Origin of the sequence: Agrobacterium sp. NPDC089420 (assembly GCF_044900305.1) — a bacterium.
In the GTDB taxonomy this organism is placed as follows: domain Bacteria; phylum Pseudomonadota; class Alphaproteobacteria; order Rhizobiales; family Rhizobiaceae; genus Agrobacterium.
Map to the genome: position 1 here is coordinate 17,443 of NZ_JBJDMY010000003.1, position 22,936 is coordinate 40,378.

General features: G+C 60.9%; 19 protein-coding genes. 17 read left to right on the plus strand and 2 right to left on the minus strand.

Annotated features, from left to right (window positions below; all coding sequences use genetic code 11):
• The first annotated feature begins 6 nt into the window (after positions 1-6).
• Genes ACI2KA_RS04950 through ACI2KA_RS04985 form a run of 8 tightly spaced genes read left to right on the plus strand, consistent with a single transcriptional unit; the run spans position 7 to position 10,341 of the window.
• Positions 7-2,061, plus strand: a complete 2,055-nt coding sequence (locus ACI2KA_RS04950; RefSeq protein WP_404499767.1) for a hydantoinase/oxoprolinase family protein — start codon at positions 7-9, stop codon at positions 2,059-2,061.
• A complete protein-coding gene (locus ACI2KA_RS04955; RefSeq protein WP_404499769.1) occupies positions 2,058-4,064 on the plus strand; it encodes a hydantoinase B/oxoprolinase family protein in 2,007 nt (668 codons plus the stop codon). The genes ACI2KA_RS04950 and ACI2KA_RS04955 overlap by 4 nt, the downstream gene beginning before the upstream one ends.
• Positions 4,065-4,088: 24 nt before the next feature.
• The gene (locus ACI2KA_RS04960; RefSeq protein WP_404499771.1) at positions 4,089-5,141 is read left to right on the plus strand and encodes an extracellular solute-binding protein; all 1,053 of its coding nucleotides are present in this window, start codon (positions 4,089-4,091) and stop codon (positions 5,139-5,141) included.
• Between the two features lie 57 nt (positions 5,142-5,198).
• On the plus strand, positions 5,199-6,059 hold the full coding sequence (locus tag ACI2KA_RS04965) for an ABC transporter permease (RefSeq protein ID WP_404499773.1): 861 nt from the start codon (positions 5,199-5,201) through the stop codon (positions 6,057-6,059).
• Position 6,060: 1 nt separating this feature from the next.
• Entirely contained in the window at positions 6,061-6,867 is an 807-nt protein-coding gene (locus tag ACI2KA_RS04970) for an ABC transporter permease (protein WP_404499775.1), read from the plus strand.
• Entirely contained in the window at positions 6,864-7,523 is a 660-nt protein-coding gene (locus tag ACI2KA_RS04975; RefSeq protein WP_404499777.1) for a VOC family protein, read from the plus strand. Before ACI2KA_RS04970 ends, ACI2KA_RS04975 begins: the two co-directional genes overlap by 4 nt.
• Positions 7,520-8,809, plus strand: coding sequence for an NAD(P)/FAD-dependent oxidoreductase (locus ACI2KA_RS04980; protein ID WP_404499779.1), 1,290 nt, complete (start codon positions 7,520-7,522; stop codon positions 8,807-8,809). Before ACI2KA_RS04975 ends, ACI2KA_RS04980 begins: the two co-directional genes overlap by 4 nt.
• An 11-nt stretch (positions 8,810-8,820) precedes the next feature.
• On the plus strand, positions 8,821-10,341 hold the full coding sequence (locus ACI2KA_RS04985) for a M81 family metallopeptidase (RefSeq protein WP_404499781.1): 1,521 nt from the start codon (positions 8,821-8,823) through the stop codon (positions 10,339-10,341).
• A gap of 6 nt (positions 10,342-10,347) precedes the next feature.
• Here the strand turns inward: ACI2KA_RS04985 and ACI2KA_RS04990 are convergent, their stop codons facing one another.
• Together ACI2KA_RS04990 and ACI2KA_RS04995 are read right to left on the minus strand one after the other, a co-directional pair.
• Positions 10,348-11,562 (minus strand): amidohydrolase family protein, encoded by a 1,215-nt coding sequence (locus ACI2KA_RS04990; protein ID WP_404499783.1) that lies wholly within the window; start codon positions 11,560-11,562, stop codon positions 10,348-10,350.
• 79 nt (positions 11,563-11,641) lie between these two features.
• Entirely contained in the window at positions 11,642-13,147 is a 1,506-nt protein-coding gene (locus ACI2KA_RS04995) for an ABC transporter substrate-binding protein (RefSeq protein WP_404499785.1), read from the minus strand.
• A 406-nt stretch (positions 13,148-13,553) separates the two neighbouring features.
• On the opposite strand from ACI2KA_RS04995, the gene ACI2KA_RS05000 reads away from it, so the two are divergent.
• The 9 genes from ACI2KA_RS05000 to ACI2KA_RS05040 all read left to right on the plus strand — a co-directional run bounded on the left by ACI2KA_RS05000 (position 13,554) and on the right by ACI2KA_RS05040 (position 22,873).
• Positions 13,554-14,312, plus strand: coding sequence for a GntR family transcriptional regulator (locus ACI2KA_RS05000; RefSeq protein ID WP_404500419.1), 759 nt, complete (start codon positions 13,554-13,556; stop codon positions 14,310-14,312).
• Positions 14,313-14,314: 2 nt separating this feature from the next.
• A complete protein-coding gene (locus ACI2KA_RS05005; protein WP_404499786.1) occupies positions 14,315-15,823 on the plus strand; it encodes an ABC transporter substrate-binding protein in 1,509 nt (502 codons plus the stop codon).
• A 75-nt stretch (positions 15,824-15,898) separates the two neighbouring features.
• Positions 15,899-16,825 (plus strand): ABC transporter permease, encoded by a 927-nt coding sequence (locus ACI2KA_RS05010; protein WP_304984190.1) that lies wholly within the window; start codon positions 15,899-15,901, stop codon positions 16,823-16,825.
• Between the two features lie 38 nt (positions 16,826-16,863).
• Positions 16,864-17,688 (plus strand): ABC transporter permease, encoded by an 825-nt coding sequence (locus ACI2KA_RS05015; RefSeq protein ID WP_404500421.1) that lies wholly within the window; start codon positions 16,864-16,866, stop codon positions 17,686-17,688.
• A 12-nt stretch (positions 17,689-17,700) separates the two neighbouring features.
• The gene (locus tag ACI2KA_RS05020; RefSeq protein WP_404499788.1) at positions 17,701-18,489 is read left to right on the plus strand and encodes an SDR family NAD(P)-dependent oxidoreductase; all 789 of its coding nucleotides are present in this window, start codon (positions 17,701-17,703) and stop codon (positions 18,487-18,489) included.
• A complete protein-coding gene (locus ACI2KA_RS05025) occupies positions 18,486-19,397 on the plus strand; it encodes a polysaccharide deacetylase (RefSeq protein WP_404499790.1) in 912 nt (303 codons plus the stop codon). The genes ACI2KA_RS05020 and ACI2KA_RS05025 overlap by 4 nt, the downstream gene beginning before the upstream one ends.
• Positions 19,390-20,934, plus strand: a complete 1,545-nt coding sequence (locus tag ACI2KA_RS05030; protein WP_404499792.1) for a gamma-glutamyltransferase — start codon at positions 19,390-19,392, stop codon at positions 20,932-20,934. Before ACI2KA_RS05025 ends, ACI2KA_RS05030 begins: the two co-directional genes overlap by 8 nt.
• Positions 20,931-21,905, plus strand: a complete 975-nt coding sequence (locus tag ACI2KA_RS05035; protein ID WP_404499794.1) for an ABC transporter ATP-binding protein — start codon at positions 20,931-20,933, stop codon at positions 21,903-21,905. Before ACI2KA_RS05030 ends, ACI2KA_RS05035 begins: the two co-directional genes overlap by 4 nt.
• On the plus strand, positions 21,902-22,873 hold the full coding sequence (locus ACI2KA_RS05040) for an ABC transporter ATP-binding protein (protein ID WP_404499796.1): 972 nt from the start codon (positions 21,902-21,904) through the stop codon (positions 22,871-22,873). Before ACI2KA_RS05035 ends, ACI2KA_RS05040 begins: the two co-directional genes overlap by 4 nt.
• The last annotated feature ends 63 nt before the right edge of the window (positions 22,874-22,936 follow it).

The window sequence follows — 22,936 nt, forward strand, 5'->3', positions numbered from 1 at the left end:
GGAAGAATGCAAAAGAACGGCGCACGTATCGGCATAGACGTAGGCGGAACCTTCACGGATTTCGTTCTGTTCGATCCTGCACGAAAGAATCTGACCTATTACAAGGAGCCGTCGACGCCTGACGAGCCGTCGCGTGCGCTGATCGTCGGGTTGCAGTCGCTGCTCGACAAGGCCGGATTGTCGGCTGGCGACATCGAAACGCTCATGCATGGCACGACGATTGGTCTCAATGCCATCATTCAGCGGCGCGGTGCGCGGATCGCGCTGATCGTCAGCGAAGGCTATCGTGATATTCTGGAAATCGCCCGCAGCCGCATGCCGTCTTCTTTCGATTTCCACGCCAGCAAGGAAGAGCCGCTGGTGCCGCGCCACAGGATCATTGAAATCGGCGCGCGTCTTTCGGCAAAGGGTGAGGTGACGCAAGCGCCTGATGAGGCTGCGACAGCCGATGTGGCCCGGCAACTGAAGGCGCTGGATGTCGATGCGGCAGCGCTTGTGTTGATTAACGGCTATACCAACCCGGCAGTCGAGACAGCGCTAGCGGCCCGTATTTCAGAAGCAGCCGGGTTGTCTGTCACGCCCGCTGCCGCCATCTGGCCGGAAATCCGCGAATATGAACGCACGCTCGTTGCTTGCCTTAATGCCTATATCCAGCCGCTGATGCAGAACTATTTCACCGGGCTGAAAGCCGGGCTGGAGCGCGACGGCGTCAGCGCGCCAATCCTCGTGACGGCCTCCAATGGCGGTTCGCTGAGCATCGGTTCGGCACAGGAAAGGCCGGTGGAAACGATACTTTCCGGCCCCGCTTCCGGTGTCATGGCAGCAGCGCGGCTTGTCGAGGCTGCCGGCGTCCGCTCCATCATCACCTTCGATATGGGCGGCACATCCTCCGATATCGCCGTGGCGCATCAGGGTGCGGCGGAACTGGCAACACGCACCGATATCGGCGGTCTGCCGCTGGTTTTGCCTGTTGTCGATGTTTCCGCCATCGGCGCAGGCGGCGGCTCCATCGTTCAGGTGGATGACCACGGCGTTCTGAAAGTTGGCCCGCGTAGCGCCGGGGCAATGCCAGGGCCTGTCTGCTATGGTCGTGGCGGCACCGAACCCACTGTGACGGATTGCTACCTGGCGCTCGGTTATATCGATCCCGCAGGCTTTCTCGGCGGGCGCATGCATCTGGACGGTGCAGCCGCGCAGGCGGCTCTTGCCGCAACGGCAAAACTGATCGGCCTTGAGGGCGAGAATGCCGCCGCCAGCGCTGCCGAGGGCGCACTGGCTGTCACCACCGCAGGCATGGCGACAGAACTCTACAAGACGCTGGCGGCGCGCGGTCTTGACCCCGCCGATTTCGCTCTCGTTCCCTTTGGCGGTGCGGGACCAACCCATGCCAACCTGCTGGCCGATGAGATCGGCATCGGCCACGTCATCATTCCGCAGGCAGCGGGCACATTCTGCGCGCTCGGCGCGGCAGGAGCAGATTTGCGTCGCGATTTCGTGCGGAGCCTGCGCCGTGCACTCGATGAAACAAGCGCTGCCGCACTGGAAGGTGTGTTCGGCACGCTGGAGGCCGAGGGAGCCGCATGGCTCGACAACGAGGGCGAATACAGTACCCAGCGCCTTTTCCGCCGCGCCGCCGATATGCGTTATTCCGGCCAGGCCTATGAATTGCGCGTATCGCTGGACGGGGTCGCAACCGACGCTGTTTCCATCGCAGAAGCGTTCCATATCGAGCATGAGCGTATCTACGGTTTTCGCGACAGTGGCGCGGAGGTGGAGCTTGGCACCGTGCGGCTCGCCGTGGTGGGGGTGACGTCGGATATCGCCGCGCCGGCTTTCCCGGTTGGTGAAGGAACGCCGCGGCCAAAGGGAAAACGTCCGCTATTCCGTGGCGGCGCATGGCTTGCCGCCGATGTTTATGATCGCAGCGCTTTCGGCGCGGGAGATCGTATGGAGGGACCGGCGATCGTTGAACAGGACGACACCACGACAATCTTGCTGCCCGGCTGGACTGCCCGCTGCGACAATGCCGGAAACCTGCACCTCGAAAGGCTGGCCCGATGAAAACAGATCCCGTTACGCTGGCTATTCTCGGTAACAAGCTCGCCGCGATCAGCGAGGAAATGTGCCTGACGCTGCAACGCACCGGCCGTACGCTCTATGTCAAGGAAACCGCCGATTTCGCCTGTGCGCTGGCCGGGCCGGATGGGCGTTTCTTCGCCTATCCGCGCTCTATCGGCGTGTCCGGTTTCGTGGGGCTGGAATGCGGCCCAACGATTGCCGCTGTCGGCCCGCTTGAACCGGGCGATGTCATCCTGACCAACGATCCCTATCGCTCCGAAGGTCTGGCAACGCATTTGCCGGATCTGCACATGATCGAGCCGTATTTTCACGAAGGCCGCATCGTCGCCTATGGCTGGTGCTTCGTGCATTGCTCGGATGTCGGCGGGCGCGTGCCTTCCAGCATATCGCCGGTGAATACGGAGATCTTTCAGGAGGGACTGCGCATCCCGCCTGTCAAACTGATGAAACGCGGAGAAATGTCTCCCGAAGTGCGGCTTTTTCTTGAAGCAAACAGCCGCACGCCAGAGGCCAACCTGGGCGATATCCGCGCCATGATGGCGGCGCTTGCCGCAGGACGCCGCCGCTTTGAGCAGACCGTGATGCGCCACGGTGCGGAAGCGGTATCGGCCGCCGCCAGCGATCTGCTGGCATGGGCGGCGGAAAAGGCGCGTGCGGTGCTGCGCCAGGTGCCATCCGGCTCCTACAGCTTTTCCGATTATCTCGATGACGACGCGGCGGGCAAACTGCCGGTGCGCATCGCGCTGACCGCGACATTCGCTGACGGAGAGGTCCATCTCGATTTCACCGGCACCGATCCGCAGGTCGCCACCGCAATGAATATTCCCTCACGCGGCAGGCCGCATGCCTGGCTGACATTGCGGGTTCTGGCGCTGGTCAATACGCTCGATCCGTCTGTGCCGCTCAATGCCGGTCTGCTGGACCCCGTGCGGATTACCGCGCCGGAAGGAACGCTGGTCAACCCTCAGGAACCGGCCGCGACCGGCGTTCGCCATGCGGCGGCAATTCGTGTCAACGATGTGCTGAACGGTGCATTCGGCCAGGCGCTGCCGGATATCATGCCTGCGGCCTCTTCCGGCACCGTGATACCTGTCGTGGTGGCCGAGCCGGATGGCAAGGGCGGGCGGCGCGTGCAGGTGGTGGAGCCGATGATTGGCGGCACCGGCGCGCGCAGCGGGCGTGACGGCGTGGACGGCCGCGACAGCGGCATTTCCAACCTTGCCAACAATCCGGTGGAAACCGTAGAGGCGGAGCTTGGTGTCGAGATCCTGCGCTATGCGCTGCGGCCGGATTCGGGCGGTGCGGGACAATGGCGCGGCGGGTGCGGCATGGAGCTGACATTCCGTATTCTGACCGATGACACCAATGTTCTGGGGCGTGGCATGGAACGCCTGTTGTTCCGCCCCTGGGGTGCGCATGGCGGCGGGCCTGGCCTGCCGGGTGAACTGATCGTCAATCGGGGCAAGCCCGATGAGCGCCGCCCTGGCAAGATCGACGTTCTCAATGTCAATGCGGGCGATACGATCACATTTCTCACGCCCGGCGCCGGTGGCCGGGGCGACCCGCTGAAACGCGACCCGCAGGCCGTTCTGCGCGATGTACGCAATGGTCTTGTTTCCGAAGGTGCTGCGGCGTCGGCCTATGGCGTAGTGATCCGCGACAATGAACTGGACGCAGACGCAACATCGGCTCGCCGCGCCGGAGAGGTTGCGAAAAGCCCCGCTGATGGACGAGGCCCCGAACGCAACGGCTGGGACGCAGTTTTCGAACCGGCGCTGATGGACAGCCTGAACCTGGCGCTGCTGGCCCTGCCGGGCACTGTGCGCCAGCGCCGCCGCAAGGAGATATTTGATGCGGTCCTGCCCGCTCTGCCGGAAGGATTTCCGCGCGTGGCGGCCGATGCCGCAGAAATTGGCCGGGCGAGGGCGGCTTTCGAACATGCCGTCTCGGGCCTTGCCGCCAGTCCCGTTTCAAAGAGTGCATGACGTTTCCGGATATGGAGAACCGCGATGACAGATATGAACAGACGTAATTTCCTCGGCACAGGTGCTGCGCTCGGCCTCGGCCTCGCCGCAGGCGGGCTGCCGCGCTTCGCCAGCGCGCAAGGCGCCAAAGAAATCACCGTCACCGCTTTTGGCGGTGTGTGGGAGGAGGCCGTGCGCAAGTCCTTCGTCGCCCCGTTCGAGGCGAAGACCGGCGCGAAAGCCAATGTGGCACTCGGCGGCCCGCCGCAGTGGCTGGCCCAGGTGGAGGCTTCGCCCGCAAAGCCCCCGGTCGACGTTCTCATCATGACGCCCGATCTGGCACTGACGGCTGCCAAGGCCGGTCTTGTCGATGATTTCACCGTCGAAAACTTGCCAAATCTTGCGAAGATTCCGCAGGAACTGACGGATTCCGTTCAGGGCAAGGGTACGCTGTTCGATTATGGCGTCGCGGGCATCACCTACAACAAGGACAAGGTGAAGAACCCGCCGAAATCCTTTGCGGAATTCGTCGAGCGCGTCGCAGTGGGCGAATTCGTGGCCTCCATTCCCTCCATCAGCTATGCCGTAACGCCGATCATGCTGATCTGGGCCATGGCGCGCGCATTGGGCGGCGGCGTGGATAATGTTGATCCGTTCTTCAAGGCGGTCGAGAAGATGAAGGACAATCTCGTCTACTGGCCCGGTCCCAACGATTTCTTCAATCATTTGTCTTCGGGTGAGGCCGATATCGGCATCTATTTCGATGGCCGCACCTGGAACCACTTCGATAGCGGCGCGACCTGGATCGACTTCATCAACCCGACAGAGGGCGGATCGCTGAACGGTGTTGCCGTCCAGAAGCCGAAGAACGCCAATCCGCTCGCCTGGGATTACATCAACGAGGTGCTGGACGCCAAAAACCAGACGCAGTTCGCCGACATCATGAATTACGGCGTAACCAATACCGACGTCGTTTACAGCGAAAAGCTGAAGCCACGCATCACGCCCTGGCAGAACACTGCCTTCCCGCCCTACGAGCAGATTGCCGGTGTGCGTAACGCCTGGGTGGATCGCTGGAACCGTGAGATCGGACGGTAAGATCAGAGCTCCCGCCCCGCATGAGGCGGGTGCTCGTGTACCGATGGAAAACGCCGTATGAACAGCAAACAACCGCATATCCTGACCGCGCCACGCGCCCGCCGTCTTCCCGGCTGGCTGCTGGTGTTGCCTGCCATGCTGTTCCTTATGGCGTTTTTCGTTCTGCCGCTGGTCGATAACGGCATGCGCAGCGTTCTCGATACTGATGGCGGCTTCACGCTCTCCCGCTACACGATGCTGCTGGGCGATGCTTTCTATCTGAAAGTTATTGCCGAAACAGTGCTTCTGTCGGGCGGCGTCACGCTCATTTGCGTCATCATCGGCTATCCGGTTGCCTATTTTCTGGTGCGCAAGGCCGGGCGCTGGTCGGGTATTATCGTCTTTTTGCTGATAGCGCCGCTGCTGACCTCTATCATCATGCGCACTTTCGGCTGGCAGGTGCTGTTTGCGCGCCGGGGCCTGGCGAACAATCTGCTTGTCGATCAGCTCGGCATTCTTTCGGCACCGCTGCGGCTGACGAACTCGCCGGAAATTGCCATCGCGGCGCTGGTGCATGTACTGGTACCATTCATGGTTCTGTCCATTGCCACCGGCTTGCAAGGCATTGATATGAGGTTGGAGGAGTCGGCGAAAATTCTCGGCGCCAATCGTTTGCGCACCTTTTTCGAGGTCACGTTGCCGCTGTCGCTCGACGGGATTGGCACCGGGGCGATCCTCGTTTTTATGATCGCCAATGGCAGTTTCGTTACCCTTGTCATGCTTGGTGGCGGACTGCAGACCCTGCCGCTACTGATCTACCAGCAGTTCAACACCACTCGGGATTTCGGAATGGCCAGTGCCATGAGCACCATTCTGCTGGCGATAGCACTGGTTTGCCTTTTCCTGCAACTGCGGCTCGTGCGCCGGCGGGGAGCGTGAAATGACCCGTTCAGGAACAGACTGGCCTGCCATCGCTCTCGCGCTTTTCGTGGCGGTATTCTTTATCTTCATGCTGGCGCCGATCTTCGTCGTGGTGGTCGTATCCTTCACCTCCGCCAGCTATGTGGCTTTTCCCATACCGGGCTGGTCGTTGAAATGGTTCGCCAATATCTTCGCCTGGCAGCCGTTCGTGGATGCGCTGATCGTCAGCGCGCAGGTCGGTGTCGGGGCGACATTATTGTCCTGCCTGCTGGGTGTTCCTGCCTGCCTGTGGCTGGCGCGCTCGCGAGCGGCATGGGCCAGTGCGCTGATGACTTTTCTTCTGTCGCCCCTGTCCATGCCGATGATCGTGATCGGTTTCGCATCGCTGTTCTTCATGAGCAGGCTCGGGATTGGTGTATCTTTCACCGCGCTGCTGATAACCCACACCATTGTTTGCCTGCCCTATGTGCTGCGCACGGTGGCGGGCGTTTACAGCACTCTGCCCCGCAGTTACGAGGAGGCTGCGGCCATTCTGGGTGCAAACCCGCTGCTGGTCTTCTGGCACGTTACCTTGCCGCTCATTCGTCCGGGCATCGTTGCGGGATCGCTGTTCTCGTTTCTGACCTCGTTCGATAATCTCCCGGTCAGCTATTTCTTCGCCAGCGCCAGCACAAATACGCTGCCTGTGGCTATGCTGAGCTATCTCGAACACCAGTTCGACCCGACTATTGCCGCGCTCAGCGCCCTTCAACTGGCCTTTGCCGTGGTGACGCTGATAATCGTGGACCGCATTTACGGCATTAAAAAAATGATGGTGGCTGCATGACTTCCTTTTTGCCTCTTGATCACGTCATTATTCTTGTAAGCGATCCGCAACAGGCGGGCACAGCTTTCGGGGAAGCCGGTTTCACCGTTACGCCGTTCTCCCGGCACAGCGCCAGCATGGGAACCGGCAATTGCTGCATCATGCTCGAAAGCGCATATATCGAAATCATCGGTGTGGTCGAGGTCACGCCCGCCAATGCGGGATGGCGCGGTTTGCTGGAAAAAGGCGCCGGAATACGTGGTATCGCCCTCAGAACGGCCGATGTCGAAGTCACATCCCGCGAGATCGCAGAAAAAACCGGCATCGCCCCTGAGCCGGTGCGGCATTTCTCGCGCCAGACGGACGATGGTGAGTTGCGCTTTTCCGTCGCCCGTATCGATACGGCCTCAACTCCCGGCTTCCAGTGCCTGGCTTGCCAGCATCATACGCCGGAGCTTTTATGGCGTCCCGAACTGATGCGCCATGCAAACGGTGCGCGCCGTCTCGTGTCCGTTTCCACGCCTGGCGCCGATATGTTACAGCCTTTTGCATCGGCCTCGCCAACCGGAACAGCGCTTGTAAAAGGCCGAAACGAGCTGGTTATTGCTGCATCTGATAATCGGCACATCGATTTGCGCGAAATCTGCGGAACGGAAATATCACTGGTGCGCGCATGACATCCTGGCCTGTCGACACGCCGTCCCCCCTGTGGATGCAGCTTTCCCGCGAGCGATTTGAAAGTGAACCGCTGAAAGGAAGTGCAAGCGCCGATATTGTCGTCATCGGCGGCGGCATTTCCGGCCTGACGACGGCGCTGGAACTCGCCCGGCGCGGGCAGCGCGTCGTATTGCTTGAGGCGGCGAAGATCGGATACGGCGCATCGGGCCGCGCCAACGGCCAGGTCATTTCGGCACTCACCCGGCATGGACCGGATGCGATAAGGCGCGTATGGCCGGGGGAGAGAGGTGAGCGTTTCATACGCCTCGTCGCCGGTGCCGCAGACCGCCTTTACGAACTGATCGAGCGTTACGGCATCGATTGCGACGCCTGTCGCAATGGCTGGCTGCAACCGGCACACAGCCCCGGTCGCGCGAAGCGTGTTGCCGCCCTCGCTGCGCAGTGGGCGGCTGTGGGCGCTCCCACCGTCGCAGTCGGCGTGCAAGAGATGGCGATCCGGCTTGGCGCCGATGCCTATCACGGTGGCTGGGAACACCGCACCGGTGGTCATATCAACCCTTATGCTTTCACGGTTGGCCTTGCCAGGGCCGCAGCAGGTGAAGGGGTGGTGATTCATGAAAAAACACCGGCGCTTGCCCTCAATCGATCCGGGGATGTATGGGAAGTCGTAACGCCCTCCGGCCTTGTCCGCTCTCCAAAAGTGGCGCTGGCAACGGCTGCCCATACGGGCGATCTGTGGCCAGAATTGCGGCGCTCCATTGTCCCCGTTACCTCCTATCAGAGCGCCACAAGACCGCTCGGTTCGCTGGCGCAGGATATTCTGCCTGGCGATGAGGCGTCGTCGGATACGCGCATGGATTTGCGCTATTTCCGCAAGGATCGGGAAGGGCGGCTGGTTTCGGGTGGTGCGCTGGCTATCCAGGTGGCAGCATCCATGCGGCTTCCGGCCATGGTCGACCGGCGTTTGCGCGCGCTCTTTCCGGCGCTGCCGCACGGTGCGTTCGATACGTTCTGGGGCGGGCGCATCGCCATGACGGTGGATCGTCTGCCACGCCTGCACCGCAGGGCGGACGGGCTTTATACGTGGATAGGCTGCAACGGCCGCGGTCTGGCGCTTGCCTGCGCAATGGCCCCGGTGCTGGCCGATGCTATCAGCGGCGTGCCGGATGATGAAATGGCGCTGCGCCCCGTTCCGGTTCCATCCGTTCCGTTCCATCCCTTCGTCTGCCGCACGGCGCGCCTGATCCTGCCCTGGATGCGGTGGCAGGACAGCCGTGAAGTGTGAAAGGAAATCCCATGCCCCGCGCCGCCGTCATCCAGCTTTTTCATGAGGCCAACGCCTTCACGCCCGTCAAGGCGAATTACGAGGGCTTTCTTTCCGCGCAATATTTTACCGGTGAGGATGTGCGCCGCGAGTTCGGTTACACCAGCAACTGGCTGGGCGGCGTGACAGAAGCGCTCGATGAGGCGGGTTACGATATCGCCTATGGTGTCTGCACCGGCTGCCTGCCGGGAGGAACGCTGGAGGGCGAGAGTTACCACCGGCTGGTGCGCGAAATCATCGGCTCGCTAGAGCAGATTGCCGCTGCCGGACCGGTTGATGTCGTGGCATTGCTGCTGCATGGTGCGCTGGTGGTAGAGGGCGTGCCGTACCCGGAAACGGATCTGGCGCAAAAGGTGCGCGATATCGTCGGGCCGGATGTGCGCATTGCCGTGCCGCTCGATTTTCACGCCAATGTCGAGCCGATGCTGGCTTACAAGGTCGATGTCATCATCGGCGGCAAGCTCTATCCGCATGCCGACACCCATGCGCGCGGCAAGAAGCTGATGCGGCTGGCGCTTGACAACACGCCGTGGCGCACGCGCCGGTTCCGCCTGCCGGTTGCCGCTCCGATGAGCGCCCAGACCAGCGATGCCTTTCCATTCAACGAGCTGGTGGCGCTATCGGACGACATCGGCAATCGACCCGGCCTTGCCGATGTGGTCGTGATGGGTGGTTTCCCCTATGTGGATTCCGATGATGTCGGCAGTTCGGTTCTAGTAACCGGTACCGATGAGGACGCCATGATTGCTGCGTTCCGCGAGATGGCCGATGCCATCTGGCAGCGGCGTGAGGCGATCACCCGTTCTGCCCCGTCATTCGATGAGGCGGCAGCGGAAATCTTTGCCCGGGCAGCAAAGGGGCGGGTGGTGATCGGCGATGCCGGTGACAATCCCGGTTCCGGCGGTGTTGCCAATGTCGCCGATATTTTCGCTGCGCTCGCCGCGCAATCCCTGCCATTCGCCGCCGGTTTCATGGTCGATGGCGAGGCCGTGAAGATCGCCTGTTCAATAGGTGTCGGCCAGCGTGGCCGCATCCCCATGGGTCTGCTGCGCAACGGGCAGCCCTTCGAGGTCGAGGCCGTTGTCGAGCGTGCGGGCGAGGTGCGCTATCGTAACGAAGGCGCCAATCTGCATGGCGAATTGCTGGAGGGCGGCGAAGGTGCGGTGCTGAAAGTGGGCGATGCCGGGCATATCGCTCTCGTTACCGAGCGCATCCAGGCCTATGACACCCAGGCCTTCCGCAGCCAGGGCATTAATCTCGAAAGCAAGGCGATCATTCACGTCAAATCGAGCAATCACTTCCGCACATCGTTCACACCGCTGGCTGAACAGGGTGTTTTCGTGGTCGATAGCGGCGGCTATGCCTCGACGGACGCCCGCCGCTTTCCCTTCACGAAACGTATCACACGCATTCTGCCACTGGCAAAGCTCGACCGGGCGGAATGGGACCGCCAGGTCGAGGAAGAATGCCGCATCGTCTTCGGCAAGGGTTGAAGGGCATCAGCCCTTCACGACCTTTCCACCTTTGATGACGAGGCTATGGTGGGCGGCGAAGTTTTCGAGCGTGCCTTTCTCAAGCGGATTGGCTGACAGAACATTGAGGTCGGCGCGATAATTTTCCCGCACGTAACCGATTTCGTTTTCCAGCCGCACCAGTGCCGCTGCGGTGCTGGTGGCGGCACGTAACAGATCGGCAGGGGGGACGACATCGGCGCGCAGCGCGAATTCATGCAACTGCCGCTCATGCATCGGGCCTATCAGATCTGTGCCATAGGCCATGGGCACCCCGGCGCGATAAGCCATTTCCACCGCATTGATCCCGGCGTCCAGCACCAGCTTTATCTTGTCCATCCGGTCTTTAGGAAAGCCGCTTTCGGCCCCGACTTCAGCAAGCGCCCGGAAGCAGGAAAGCGTCGGCGTAAGAAAGCTGCCGGCCTCCCTCATCAGCGCTACCGTTTCCTCATCCAGCAGATTGCCATGCTCGATGGAGCGCACGCCGCAGCGCACCGCACGCGCCACAGAGCGCGCCGTATAGGTGTGCGACACGACATAGAGATCGGCCATGGCGGCTTCATCGACGATGGCGGTTATCTCGGCTTCCGAAAACTGGTCCGACGTAATACGGTCGGTGGGTGACGAGATGCCGCCATTGGCCATGATCTTGATATGGTGCGCGCCGCGGCGGATTTCGTCACGCGCCGCGCGGCGCACCTCGTCCAGGCCATCGCAGCGGCGGCCGAGGCTGACCTGGGCATAGGTCTCATCCATGCGGTCCACGCCCATGCCACGGTGATCGCCATGCCCGCCGCTCGGCGAGAGCGCCTTGCCGCAATAGAGAAGGCGCGGCCCTTCGATCAACCCCTCTTCGACGGCCTGGGCAAGGCCGAAATCCGCACCGCCGACATCGCGCACCGTCGTAAAACCGCGTGAAAGCATGCCGCGCAGCACGCCCGCCGCCCGCGCCGAGACATACATGGGTGACTGCTTCGGCAGTTCACCGAGATTGGCGGTATAGGCCGTGGCGTGCACATGCGCATCGATCAGGCCCGGAATGACAAAATCGCCCTTCACATCGATGCGCTGCCCGGCCGAAGCCGCAGGCTTTCCATCGCCAATCTCACGGATATGGCCATTTTCGATCACGATATGCCGGTCGGCGAGGATGGTGGCGGTCTCCACATCGACCACATGGGCATTTTCAAGAACGGTAATCACGTCGGATATTCCCGGTTACAGCATAAAACGGCAAAACCGGGCAGCTTGCACTGCCCGGTTTTATGAACGGTATGTCCGCTTACTTTCCTGACCAGCCAAGGCGGTTCAGGAACAGGTTCTCGTTGGGCAGCGGCGTGAATTCCACGTCCTTCGCCGCGCCGTAGATGACCGATGCCTGGTAGAGCGGGATGATGTAGTTCTCGGCCGCGACGATCTCATGGACGGTCTTGTAGAGCGCCAGACGTTTTTCCGGATCAATGCTGACGCGGGCCTCATCAAGCGCCTTGTCGATGCGCTCGTCCTTGATGCTGGCCCATTTGCTTGAGGAATGCAGCAGCGGATAAAGCGTGCCATCGGCATCCTGGCAGCCGCAGCTCCAGCGTCCGAACGCGGTCGAGGGAATGGTTTCGGGGCCGGATTGCATCTGCTGCATCCAGTTGCCCATATCGGTGGACTGGATGCTGACGTTGAGGCCGACATCGTTGAGCATCTGCTGAAGCGCCTGCACCACACGCTGGTCGTAGGTGGGCGTGGTGAACAGGGTTATTTCCTGTTTTGCCGCCTCGCCAACTTCGGCAACCAGCGCCTTCGCCTTTTCAGGGCTGTATTCAGGCGCCTTGATACCTTCGACATAGCCGAAAGAAACCGGTGCGGTCAGTTCGTCGATCGGGGCATCGAAGCCGCCGAGAATGCCCTCAACGATGCCCTGCTTGTCGATAGCGTGGGCGATGGCGAGGCGAATGCGCTTGTCGTTCAGTGGCGCCTTGTTGACGTTGAGCGAGAAGAACGCGATGCGCTCGCCACGCACCGGCAGCACCTTGCCCTGGCCGGAAGCCTCAAGCTGGGCGGCCAGATCGTTATTGAGATTGCTGGCAAGATCGGTGGTGCCGGATTGCAGGTTGGCAATGCGGGTCGAGCCATCCGGCACAGCGCGGAACGCCACTTTCGGGAACTTGCCCTTCTCGCCCCAGTAATCTTCGTTAAGTGCAAGAGAAACCTCGACGCCACGGTTCCATTTTTCGAACTTATAGGGGCCGGAGCCAACCGGCTTGAGGTTGAACTCGTCCTTGCTGACCTTTTCGACAACGTGCTTCGGCACGATGGACAGCTTGGTCAACTGCGCGAGAAGAACGGGATAAGGCCCCTTTGTGGTAACGACGACAGTCGTTGTGTCTTTGGCAACCGCGTCGCTGATCTGGTTGAACTGGCCAAGCTGCGGGCTGCCGAAACCGGGATCGGTGATCCGCTTGATGCTGAATACCACATCTTCGGCGGTCAGCGGCGTGCCGTCATGGAATTTCACGTCGCCACGAATTTTGAACTCGATTTCCGTGTCGTTGAGATACTTCCATTCCGTGGCGATTTGCGGGGAAATTTCACCCTTGTCGTCGCGGGTCAGCAGGTTATCGAAAATATTGCGATAGACGTTGAAGCTGTCGGTATTCCACTGCACATGCGGATCAAGCGAGCTTGGCTCGGCAATGAAATCCACCACAAGCTGATCCTTTGCGTAAGCCGCAAACGGCGTCGTGGCGAGCGAGGAAGCCGCAAGCATGGCGGCGAGCAAAACGTTTTTCAGGCGCATGGGGCTATCTTTCTTCCAATTGATCTTCCGGGTCCCCCGAAAGACAGGCTGACCATGTGGGAAACGGCTGCATGTTGTTTTCAATATCGCAAATTGAGATCTCAGTTTTATATATTGCAATATCAGAATGACATACTGTCACCTTGCTGTAATCTTCGCAACTACATGCATTCTAAAACAGACGGATGCATTGGAATGCCGTTTTCAAAATCGGGCCTGATTGGAAACGATTGATTTATGTCGGCAACGGAGGCAAAATCCATTCATTCCGCACAAAGGCCGATCGTGAGATGATTTCTTCGCTTCGGTCGCCGCGAAAAGAAAATATGTCCTTCCCGAAAACAGGAAGAGATATCAAATTATAAAACTGAGAGGTCAGTTTCTGATGCTGGATAATGAAGCCTATATGTCGCCGCTCCCGCTTGAAGGGAAAGGTGATGTCGCCGAAAAAGCGCTGAGGAGTGCAATTGTGAACTGTATTCTGACGCCTGGCGAGCGCCTGTCGGAATCCGCGCTGACGGAAGAGTTTGCACTTGGGCGCGGCGCGGTGCGGGCCGCGCTGGCGCGGCTCAAGGCTAGTGGCCTCGTGTCATCCTCGGCGCGAAGCGGCTGGGCGGTGGCGCCGGTTTCGGCCAGCGAGATCCGCGAACTGAGCGCGGCGCGACGTCACCTGGAGCCGCTTCTATGCTCGGTGGTGCTGGATGAGGCCTCGGTTCAGCGGCTGAAAGCGCTGGCGGAAATGCATATGGCGCTGACGCAACGTTATGAACTGGGCGGCGATATCATTCCCACCATCCGTCGCTGCGAACGTGAGATACTTGAGCTTCTGGCGGCCCGCCTCGGCATGCCAATCGTTGCGGGCTGGCTGGTGGATCTGTGGGACCGATCGGTGCGGCTGGTCAACTTTTTCGAACAGACCGGGCGCACCAGGCTCGTCCCTGCCAGCCGCTCCACGCTGGTAAATGCAATTATCGATGGCCGCAAGGCCGAGGCGCTGGAACTGCTGGCAACGGCCAATACGGCGCTTGAAACATATCTTCTCGACCGTTTTCTCGAATCCGAAGCCATGGTCGGGGCAAAACCCGCCCGTCGTAATCCCGGCAAGGACAAGGCGGGCCGTATTTCACAAAAATCGACAACCGTTTCACGAATAAGGACTTTATGACGATGATATCAGCGAGCCGTTCGATCCGTTTCACGCTTGCGGGCCTTTTGCTGGCCTGCTCCCCCCTTGCGCTCACAGCGGCCCTTGCGAAGGACCAGCTCGTAATCGACCTGACGAACGAACCGTCGTCGCTCGATCCGCACAAGCAGTGGAACCCGGACAGCTACTATGTCTATCGCAATGTTTTCGACAATCTGGTTACCCGTGACGATGCTGGTACGATCGTGCCGCAGATCGCCACCTCCTGGAAATACAATTCCGATGAGGAAGTGGTTTTCCAGCTTCGCGAAGATGTGAAATTTCATGATGGCACGCCACTGACGGCAAAGGACGTGGCCTTCAGCATCAACCGCATCATCAACCCCGCCTTTGCCAGCCCGCAGCTTGGCCAGTTCAACAAGATCACTTCTGCGACTGCGACCGGCGATCATGAGGTTACGTTAAAGACCAACGGCGCCTATCCGGTGCTGCTGGCCCAGCTCGTCAAGCTGTCCATCGTGCCGCAGCATGCCGTCGAGGCGAAGGGAGACGATGCGTTCAACGCCGCACCCGTCGGTTCCGGCCCCTACAAATTCGTCAGCTGGCAGAAAGGCGTGGCCGTAAAACTGGAGCGCAACGCCGATTACTGGGGCGATAAAGGCGAGTTCGCCACTGCCGAATTCCGTGCTGTGCCGGATGCTGCAACCCGCATTGCCAACCTCAAGGCCGGAACGACCGATCTCGTTGTCGGCCTGGATGCCGATCTTGCATCGCAGATCGAGGGGTCGGGCACGGCAAAGACACTTTCGGTCCTCACGGAGCGCATCGGCTACGTCAAGCTCAACCCGAATGTTGCGCCATTTAACGACAAGCGGGTGCGTGAGGCCGTGGCTCGCGCTATCGACAAGGACGCTATCGTCAATGGTTTGCTCGGCGGTGTCGACAAGCCAGCGGCCCAGATGGCGACGCCTTCGCATTTCGGCTTCGTCGAGGGCATCGAGGGCTACGAATACGATCCCGCAGAGGCGAAGCGCCTGGTCGGCGAGGCTGGCGCGACCGGTAAGGCGGTAGCCTTCGCGACCGCCCCGGCGTTTGATCAGCGCATCGTGCAGGCGGTAGCGCAGATGGTGGGAGAGACCGGTCTGACCGTCAATATCGAGATGACCGATATGGCGACCTATCTCAAACGCGCCCAGAGCGAACCTGCCAGCCAGCCTTCAATCGCGTTCGGCCGCTGGTCCTGCGCCTGCCAGGATGTCGATGGCGTGCTATTCCCGTTGCTGCACTCCTCCAGTTCCTGGGCCTCTGTATCCAGTCCGGAGATCAACAAGCGGCTTGAAGATGCCAGAAACACGCTCGATGAGAAGAAGCGTCTGGAAGACTACAAGGCCGTCAGCACCTTTGTTGCTACCGAAGTGCCGCTTGTGCCGCTCTACGAGGCTGCAATCATTTATGGCGCGGCCAAGAACCTCGAATGGAAGCCGACCGCCAATGAAAGCCTCTTCCTCAACCGCATGAGCTGGAAGGACTGAGAATACGGGCGGTCGGTGCCAGGGAGGGTTCCGGCCGCATGATGCATAACCATAACAAGGGAACGGAAAGCGGCAGTGCCAGCCTTTTTTCTTAAACGTGCGCTCCAGGCATTCATCGCCATTCTTGGCGTCATAACGCTGATTTTTTTTCTGCAACGCCTGGCAGGCGATCCCGTTCTGCTGCTGGTGCCGCAAAACGCCACGCTGGCCGATATCGAGGCGATGCGCGCATCGCTCGGCTTCGACCGGCCGCTCGCCGTGCAATATCTCGAATATCTCGGTGGCCTGCTGTCGCTCGATCTCGGCCGCTCCTATGTGCAGAACGTACCGGTATGGGAACTGATCGCCAGCCGCCTTCCCTATACGCTGATGTTGGCAGGCGGCGCTTTGCTGGTGGCGTTCGGTATCGGTATTCCGCTCGGCGTTACCATGGCGGTACGGCGCGGGCGTATAGAGGCGAAGGCGATGATGGGCGTTGTGCTGGCGGGGCAGTCCCTGCCGACATTCTGGAGCGCCATTCTGATGATTATGGTGTTTGGCGTGTGGCTCGGCTGGTTACCGCCATCCGGCGCGCGGGACTGGTGGAGTCTCATCATGCCCTCTCTGGCGCTCGGCCTTCTTTCCATGGCGACCTTTGCCCGCGTGGCGCGCACGGCTGTTCTTGATGAGCTGGAAAAGGATTATGTGCGCACCGGCCATGCCAAGGGCCTGCCGATGATGCGCATCGTCATGCGGCACCTGCTGCGCAACGCCGCTATTCCCGTCATTACCGTTGCCGCTCTCGAAATCGCCAATCTGCTTGCGGGCGCAGTGATCGTCGAGACGGTGTTTGCCTGGCCGGGCCTCGGGCAACTGACGGTGCAGGCGATTGCGGCACGCGATTTCATGCTGGTGCAGGGCATCGTGCTGCTGGGGGCGGCCACGGCCATTCTGCTCAATCTGGTTGCTGACCTGCTTTATAGCATTGTCGATCCGCGCATCCGCATCGAGGGGCATGCGTGATGGCGGCGACGATCCAGACACGGCCCGCAGCGCCAAAGATGGGCCTCATTCCGCTCTCCGTCGCACCCTTTGCGGCGATCCTGCTGCTTCTGATGCTCATCGCTATTTTTGCGCCGATGGTCGCGCCGCATGATCCCAATACGCAAAACCTGCTGGCGAGGTTGAAAGCGCCGGGCTTCCAGAGCCGTGGTCTTACCTATTATCTCGGTTCTGACGAACTGGGGCGCGATGTGCTGAGCCGCCTGATCTATGGCGCGCGCATCTCGCTGCTGGTGGCCTTCGCCTCGGTGGTTCTGTCAGGCATTTTCGGCAGCGTTCTTGGCATGGTTGCTGCGTTCTATCGCGGCTGGGTGGAAACGCTCATCATGCGGCTGGTGGATATCGTACTCTCGGTTCCCGCCATCCTGCTCGCTATCATCACCGTTGCCGTTCTGGGTCCGAGCCTGACCAATGTGGTGATCGTACTGGCCCTGACCCGCTGGCCGCGTTACGCCCGCGTTGCCTATGGCCAGACGCTTTCGGTGGCGAACATGCCTTATGTGCGCCTCTCGCGTTTTATGGGCGCTGGCTGGCTGCGGCTTCTGATGCGGCATATTCTGCCCAATATTGCCGGTGCGCTGATCGTGGTGGCAACACTGGAGTTCGGGTTGATGGTGCTGTTCGAGGCTGGCCTGTCCTTCCTCGGGCTTGGTGTACAGCCGCCCACTTCAAGCTGGGGCGCCATGCTCTCGACCGGGCGCAACTATGTCGGCACCGCCTGGTGGATTGCCACCTTCCCTGGTTTCGCGCTGTTTCTACTCGTTCTTTCCATCAATCTTATTGGGGATCATGTTCGCGACCGGCTCGATCCGCGCGGCAGATAGGAGTTTATCGCTATGAATTTTGAGAACGAATTCAAGGGCAAAAAGGTCATCGTGACAGGCGCAGGCGGCATTATCGGCGGCTGGATCGCCCGCGCCTTCGCGCAGGAAGGCGCGCATGTCTGCCTGACCGACGTGGACGAGGCGCGGCTGGCGAGCGTGAAGGCCGAATTACAGGGAGATGGGCATGTGGCTGTTCCTGCCGATCTTGCCGATGCCGCATCGATTGGCGCTTTTGCGCAAACGCTTTCGGAAACATGGGGCGCACCCGATATTCTCGTCAACAATGCGGGTATTTATCCCTCCGGCTTCCTGCTCGACATATCGGTCGAGGACTGGGACAGGATCATGGGTATCAACCTGCGCGCGCCCTTCCTGCTGTCGCAGCTCTTCGCGAAGCAGATGATCGCTGCGGGCAAGGGGGGCTCCATCGTCAATATTTCCTCAGGTGCCGCGCGCAAGATGCGCAGTACCGTGGTTCCCTATTGCACATCGAAGACTGCGCTTGACCGCCTGACCAAGGGCCTCGGGCTGGAGCTTGCGGAATATGGCATTCGTGTCAACGCCGTCGAGCCGGGCTTCGCGGCGGGCAGCGATGTCAGCCCGCTGACCGATGAGCACGTGAACACTGTAACGTCCTCCATTCCGCTCGGCCGCGCCTCGTCCGCAGCTGATGTGGCGGCAGCGGTGCTTTATATCTCGTCCTCGGGCGCATCCTACGTTACCGGGGCGACGCTCACCGTTGATGGCGGCAATTCCATCGGTTCGCAAGCCGTTTTCCAGCAGAAGAAGACTGCATTATGAGCGCGCCGCTTGATGTGAAATCACCCTGGCCCGCCTATGTCTGGTCCGAGGGCAAGCAGGCGGCGGCGCTGATCTCGGTCGATGTCGATGCGCATGTACCCTACATGTGGGCGCATCGCGATGGCGTGCCGGATCGTCTCGGCACGCTGGAAATCCGTCGTTTCGGACCGCGCACCGGGCTATACCGCCTTCTCGATCTTTTCGCACGCCATGGCGTGAAAGCCAGCTTTTACGTGCCGGCGTTGACAGCGGAAGCCAACCCCGAAATCCTGCCCGCGCTGCTTGAAGGCGGCCATGAAATAGGGCTGCACGGCTATTTCCACGAGATCGTTTCCGAAGTCACCGACGCGGAATTTACCGGCGCGCTGGAAGCCAGCGTTGCGCTGTTTGAGAAGCAGACCGGCCGTATCCCGGTCGGTTTCCGCTCTCCTGCCTGGGAGATGACGCCGCATATGCTGCGGGAATTGCGGCGGCTGGGGCTCGCTTACGACTCCTCACTCTCCGGCTTCGATCACCCCTACGAGATCGATGGCGTGACCGAAATCCCGGTGCAATGGGCCACAGATGACGCGATCTTCTTCAAGTTCGAAGGCGGCGGGCGCGACAAGTGGCCCTATCAATCCGGCCGCGCGGTGTTGCAGGACTGGCTTGCTGAATGGCACGCCATTCACCGTTTCGGCGGCCTGTTCACCTTGACGGTGCATGACTGGATTTCCGGTCGCGCCCAGCGCATCGCGCTGCTGGAAGAACTGCTGGAAGCGATCGTGGCGCAAAAGACTGCCTGGGTGGCCACAGCGGCAGAGATCGCCGCTTATCATGACGCATCGGCCAACAAGGGCCGTTTTGCTGTAGCCGGAAGTGTGCCGGCTGCAATCGGCAAACGCAGATTCGGGCAGGCCGATGGCTGAAAACTGGACGATACGCAAGCCGCAGACAGTCGGCAAAGGCGGTCTTATTGCATGCCAGAACGGACCGGCAGCCGAAGCGGGCGCGGCTGCGCTGGCGCGCGGCGGCAATGCCATGGATGCCGCGGTCACCACGGCGCTGACACTGAGTGTTGTCGAGCCATGGCTTTCCGGGCTTGGCGGTGGCGGCTTCCTGCTGCGGGCTGACGGGCGCGATGGCAGCGTCGACGCATTGGACTTCAACGTTATATCCTCGCGCCATCTCGATACGGCTTCCTATCGGCTGATGCCTGGCCGCGATGGCGACTGGTTCAACTGGCCGCAGGTTGAGGGCGATCGCAATCTGATCGGTTACGACTCCATCTGTGTACCCGGCGCGGTGGCCGGTTTGGCGGAGGCGCTGGAACGCTTCGGCAGCATCAGCTTTGCCGAGGCGCTGCAACCGGCCATAGAACACGCTCGGCGTGGCCTGGTGCTCGACTGGTTTACCGTGCTTTGCCTCGCAATCGATGCCGAGGGGCTGCATCGTTTTCCCGCGTCTTCAGTGCTTTTCCTCGATAATGGTCGCGCGCCGCGCGTGCCGGAGGCGGGTGCGCAGCGTACGATTACCATGCCGAAAAAGGCGCTGATGCTGGAGCGCCTCGCCAGCCACGGCGCGCGCGATTTCTATGAGGGGCAGATTGCGGAAAGCCTGCTGGCAGACCTTGAGGCAGGCGGCAGTCCGATCCGTGCGGATGATTTGCGCGACTATCGGCCAATCTGGAAAAAGCCGCTTGATATCGGCTGGCGCGGCATGACCGTTCACGCCATGCCCGGCCTTTCCGGTGGCCCAACGTTGGCTGATGTGCTGGCGGAGCTGGAAAGAACATTGCCGGAGAAGGAGCCGCTTTCCGGCCGCACCGCTCTGGCCTTCGGCCGCGCCATCCGGCGCGCCAGCGAATACCGGTTGAAAACGCTGGGCCATGGCAGCAGGGGCGAAAGCTGCACGACGCATATCAGCGTGGTGGATCGTGACGGCACCATGGTTTCGTTGACCAATACGCTTCTGTCGCGTTTCGGCTCGAAAGTCGTGCTGCCCTCGACCGACCTTCTGATGAACAATGGCATGATGTGGTTCGACCCGCGCCCTGGCCAGCCGAATTCGATAGCGGCCGGCGTGCGACCGCTGGCGAATATGTGTCCGATTATCGCAAGCGACGGGAACACTCCAAAGCTGGCGCTGGGGGCTGCGGGCGGAAGGCAAATCATGCCCGCGGTCGCGCAAATCCTGTCCTGGATCACGGTCTACGGCATGTCGCCGGAGGAGGCGCTGCATGCGCCACGGATCGATGCAAGCGGCGTGAAACTGCGCATCAGCGAACGCGCCCGCCCTGATGTGGCGGCGCGGCTGGGCGAGGAATTTCCGGTCGAGATCATTCCTGATACGCTTTACCCGGTCAATTTCGCCATTCCGTCCCTCGTTTTGCGTGAAAACGGAGAAAATATCGGTATGGCGCATCCATATCACCCATGGGCGGCAGTCGGGGCGGAGGGCGCATGACGAAGCGCGTACTTGATGTGCAGGAACTGGCCGTGGCGATTGCCGGAAACCCCGTTGTGGATGGCGTGAGCTTCCATGTCGATGAAGGGGAAATCCTGTCGGTGGTCGGTGAATCCGGCTGCGGCAAGTCGATGACGGCGTTTTCGGTCATGGGGCTTTTGCCGAAGGTGGCGCGTGTGACCGGCGGGCGCGTTTTATTGGGCGAGAATAACCTTCTCGACATGGCCGAAAAAGAGCGCCGCAGGATGCGCGGCAATGATCTTGCGATGATTTTTCAGGAGCCGGTGGCTTCGCTCAACCCGCTGATGAAGATCGGCCGCCAGATCGAGGAGAGCCTCGTCGTTCACCGCAATCTCGATGGTCGGGCGGCGCGCAAGGCAGCCATTGCCATGCTGGAGGAGGTTGGCATTCCCGACCCGGAGGTCCGCTTCGGGCAATATCCTTTCGAGCTTTCCGGCGGCATGTGCCAGCGCGCCATGATCGCTATGGCACTGATCTGTCGCCCGCGCCTGCTGATTGCCGACGAGCCGACCACGGCGCTGGATGTGACGATTCAGGCGCAGATTCTCGAACTCATGAAAAGACTGCGCGAGGAAACCGGTGCCGCCATTCTGCTGATAACCCACGATATGGGGGTTGTCGCTGATATGGCTGACCGGGTGGCGGTGATGTATGCGGGGCGTGTGATCGAGGAAGCGCCGGTCGATGCGATTTTCGCAAAGCAGGAACACCCCTATACGCGGCTTTTGCTCTCGACCATTCCGCGTCTTGATGGCGCACCGAAAACGCATCTGTCGACGATCGAGGGTATCGTGCCGGATATCGGCTCATGGCCGGAAGGCTGCCGTTTCCGGCCGCGATGTCCGCTGGCGGGTGCCATTTGCGCCGAGGCCGTTCCACCGCTTGCAGCAAGAGATGACAGTGGCGCCGCCGCCTGCTGGCATTCAGAGCGTATAGGAGAGCTTGCATGAGCGAAGCGCTGCTTTCCCTTGAAAGTCTCAGGGTCCATTACCCCATCCGCGGTGGTCTGCTCGGGCGGCCGGTCGGCTACGTCAAGGCCGTCGATGGCGTCGATCTCGAAATCGGTCACGGCGAGAGCGTTGCGCTGGTGGGCGAATCCGGTTGCGGAAAGTCCACGCTGGGGGCAGCCATTCTCGGAATGACCAGGCCAACGGGCGGTGTTATCCGTTTCAACGGTGCGCCCGTCGTGCACGGGCTTGCCGGCACCCTGCAAAATCTGTCCCGCGATATCCAGATCGTTTTCCAGGACCCGGTTTCGGCGCTTAACCCCAAACTCTCCATCGGCGAAAGCATCGCCGAGCCGCTGGCGATCCATGGTGTGGGAACGGCTGCGGAGCGGCGCGAACGGGTGGCTGAACTCCTTGGCCTGGTGGGCCTGCATGCCGGGCACGCGGGGCGCATGCCAAATGCGTTTTCCGGCGGCCAGCGACAGCGCATCGTCATTGCCCGCGCACTGGCGCTGAATCCCAGATTGCTGATCCTCGATGAGCCGGTTTCCGCGCTTGATGTTTCCATCCGCTCGCAAATTCTCAATCTTCTGCTGGATATTCAGAGGCGGTTCGGGCTGTCCTACCTGTTCATCAGCCACGACCTTTCCGTGGTGCGACATTTCGCGGATCGCGTCGCGGTCATGTATCTCGGCAATATCGTTGAGACAGGTCCCACAGCTGAAGTATTCTCAAGGCCGGTGCATCCCTACACGGAGGCGCTGCTGTCTGCCGTGCCGCTGCCCGACCCCGTGTCCCAGAGGCGGCGTAAACGCATCGTGCTGCGTGGCGATATACCCAGCCCGGCTAATCCGCCTCAAGGGTGCAGGTTTTCGAGCCGCTGCCCGATTGCTGAAGATATCTGCCGTAGAATGCCGCCTCAGCTCACAAAATTATCCGGACACGCTGTCGCGTGCCACATCAGAAGTTGAGCCTTCATGTAAGCGTGGCCGCATCCGTAACGCTTGCTGCCAGCGAAATTCCGATAAGGGCTG

Excerpts from the sequence above, each read along its gene's own strand:
- ACI2KA_RS04950 (WP_404499767.1), top strand. The coding sequence starts at position 7 with ATGCAAAAGAACGGCGCACGTATCGGCATAGACGTAGGCGGAACCTTC.
- ACI2KA_RS04955 (WP_404499769.1), top strand. The coding sequence starts at position 2,058 with ATGAAAACAGATCCCGTTACGCTGGCTATTCTCGGTAACAAGCTCGCC.
- ACI2KA_RS04960 (WP_404499771.1), top strand. The coding sequence starts at position 4,089 with ATGACAGATATGAACAGACGTAATTTCCTCGGCACAGGTGCTGCGCTC.
- ACI2KA_RS04965 (WP_404499773.1), top strand. The coding sequence starts at position 5,199 with ATGAACAGCAAACAACCGCATATCCTGACCGCGCCACGCGCCCGCCGT.
- ACI2KA_RS04970 (WP_404499775.1), top strand. The coding sequence starts at position 6,061 with ATGACCCGTTCAGGAACAGACTGGCCTGCCATCGCTCTCGCGCTTTTC.
- ACI2KA_RS04975 (WP_404499777.1), top strand. The coding sequence starts at position 6,864 with ATGACTTCCTTTTTGCCTCTTGATCACGTCATTATTCTTGTAAGCGAT.
- ACI2KA_RS04980 (WP_404499779.1), top strand. The coding sequence starts at position 7,520 with ATGACATCCTGGCCTGTCGACACGCCGTCCCCCCTGTGGATGCAGCTT.
- ACI2KA_RS04985 (WP_404499781.1), top strand. The coding sequence starts at position 8,821 with ATGCCCCGCGCCGCCGTCATCCAGCTTTTTCATGAGGCCAACGCCTTC.
- ACI2KA_RS04995 (WP_404499785.1), bottom strand. The coding sequence starts at position 13,147 with ATGCGCCTGAAAAACGTTTTGCTCGCCGCCATGCTTGCGGCTTCCTCG.
- ACI2KA_RS05000 (WP_404500419.1), top strand. The coding sequence starts at position 13,554 with ATGTCGCCGCTCCCGCTTGAAGGGAAAGGTGATGTCGCCGAAAAAGCG.
- ACI2KA_RS05005 (WP_404499786.1), top strand. The coding sequence starts at position 14,315 with ATGATATCAGCGAGCCGTTCGATCCGTTTCACGCTTGCGGGCCTTTTG.
- ACI2KA_RS05015 (WP_404500421.1), top strand. The coding sequence starts at position 16,864 with ATGGGCCTCATTCCGCTCTCCGTCGCACCCTTTGCGGCGATCCTGCTG.
- ACI2KA_RS05020 (WP_404499788.1), top strand. The coding sequence starts at position 17,701 with ATGAATTTTGAGAACGAATTCAAGGGCAAAAAGGTCATCGTGACAGGC.
- ACI2KA_RS05025 (WP_404499790.1), top strand. The coding sequence starts at position 18,486 with ATGAGCGCGCCGCTTGATGTGAAATCACCCTGGCCCGCCTATGTCTGG.
- ACI2KA_RS05030 (WP_404499792.1), top strand. The coding sequence starts at position 19,390 with ATGGCTGAAAACTGGACGATACGCAAGCCGCAGACAGTCGGCAAAGGC.
- ACI2KA_RS05035 (WP_404499794.1), top strand. The coding sequence starts at position 20,931 with ATGACGAAGCGCGTACTTGATGTGCAGGAACTGGCCGTGGCGATTGCC.
- ACI2KA_RS05040 (WP_404499796.1), top strand. The coding sequence starts at position 21,902 with ATGAGCGAAGCGCTGCTTTCCCTTGAAAGTCTCAGGGTCCATTACCCC.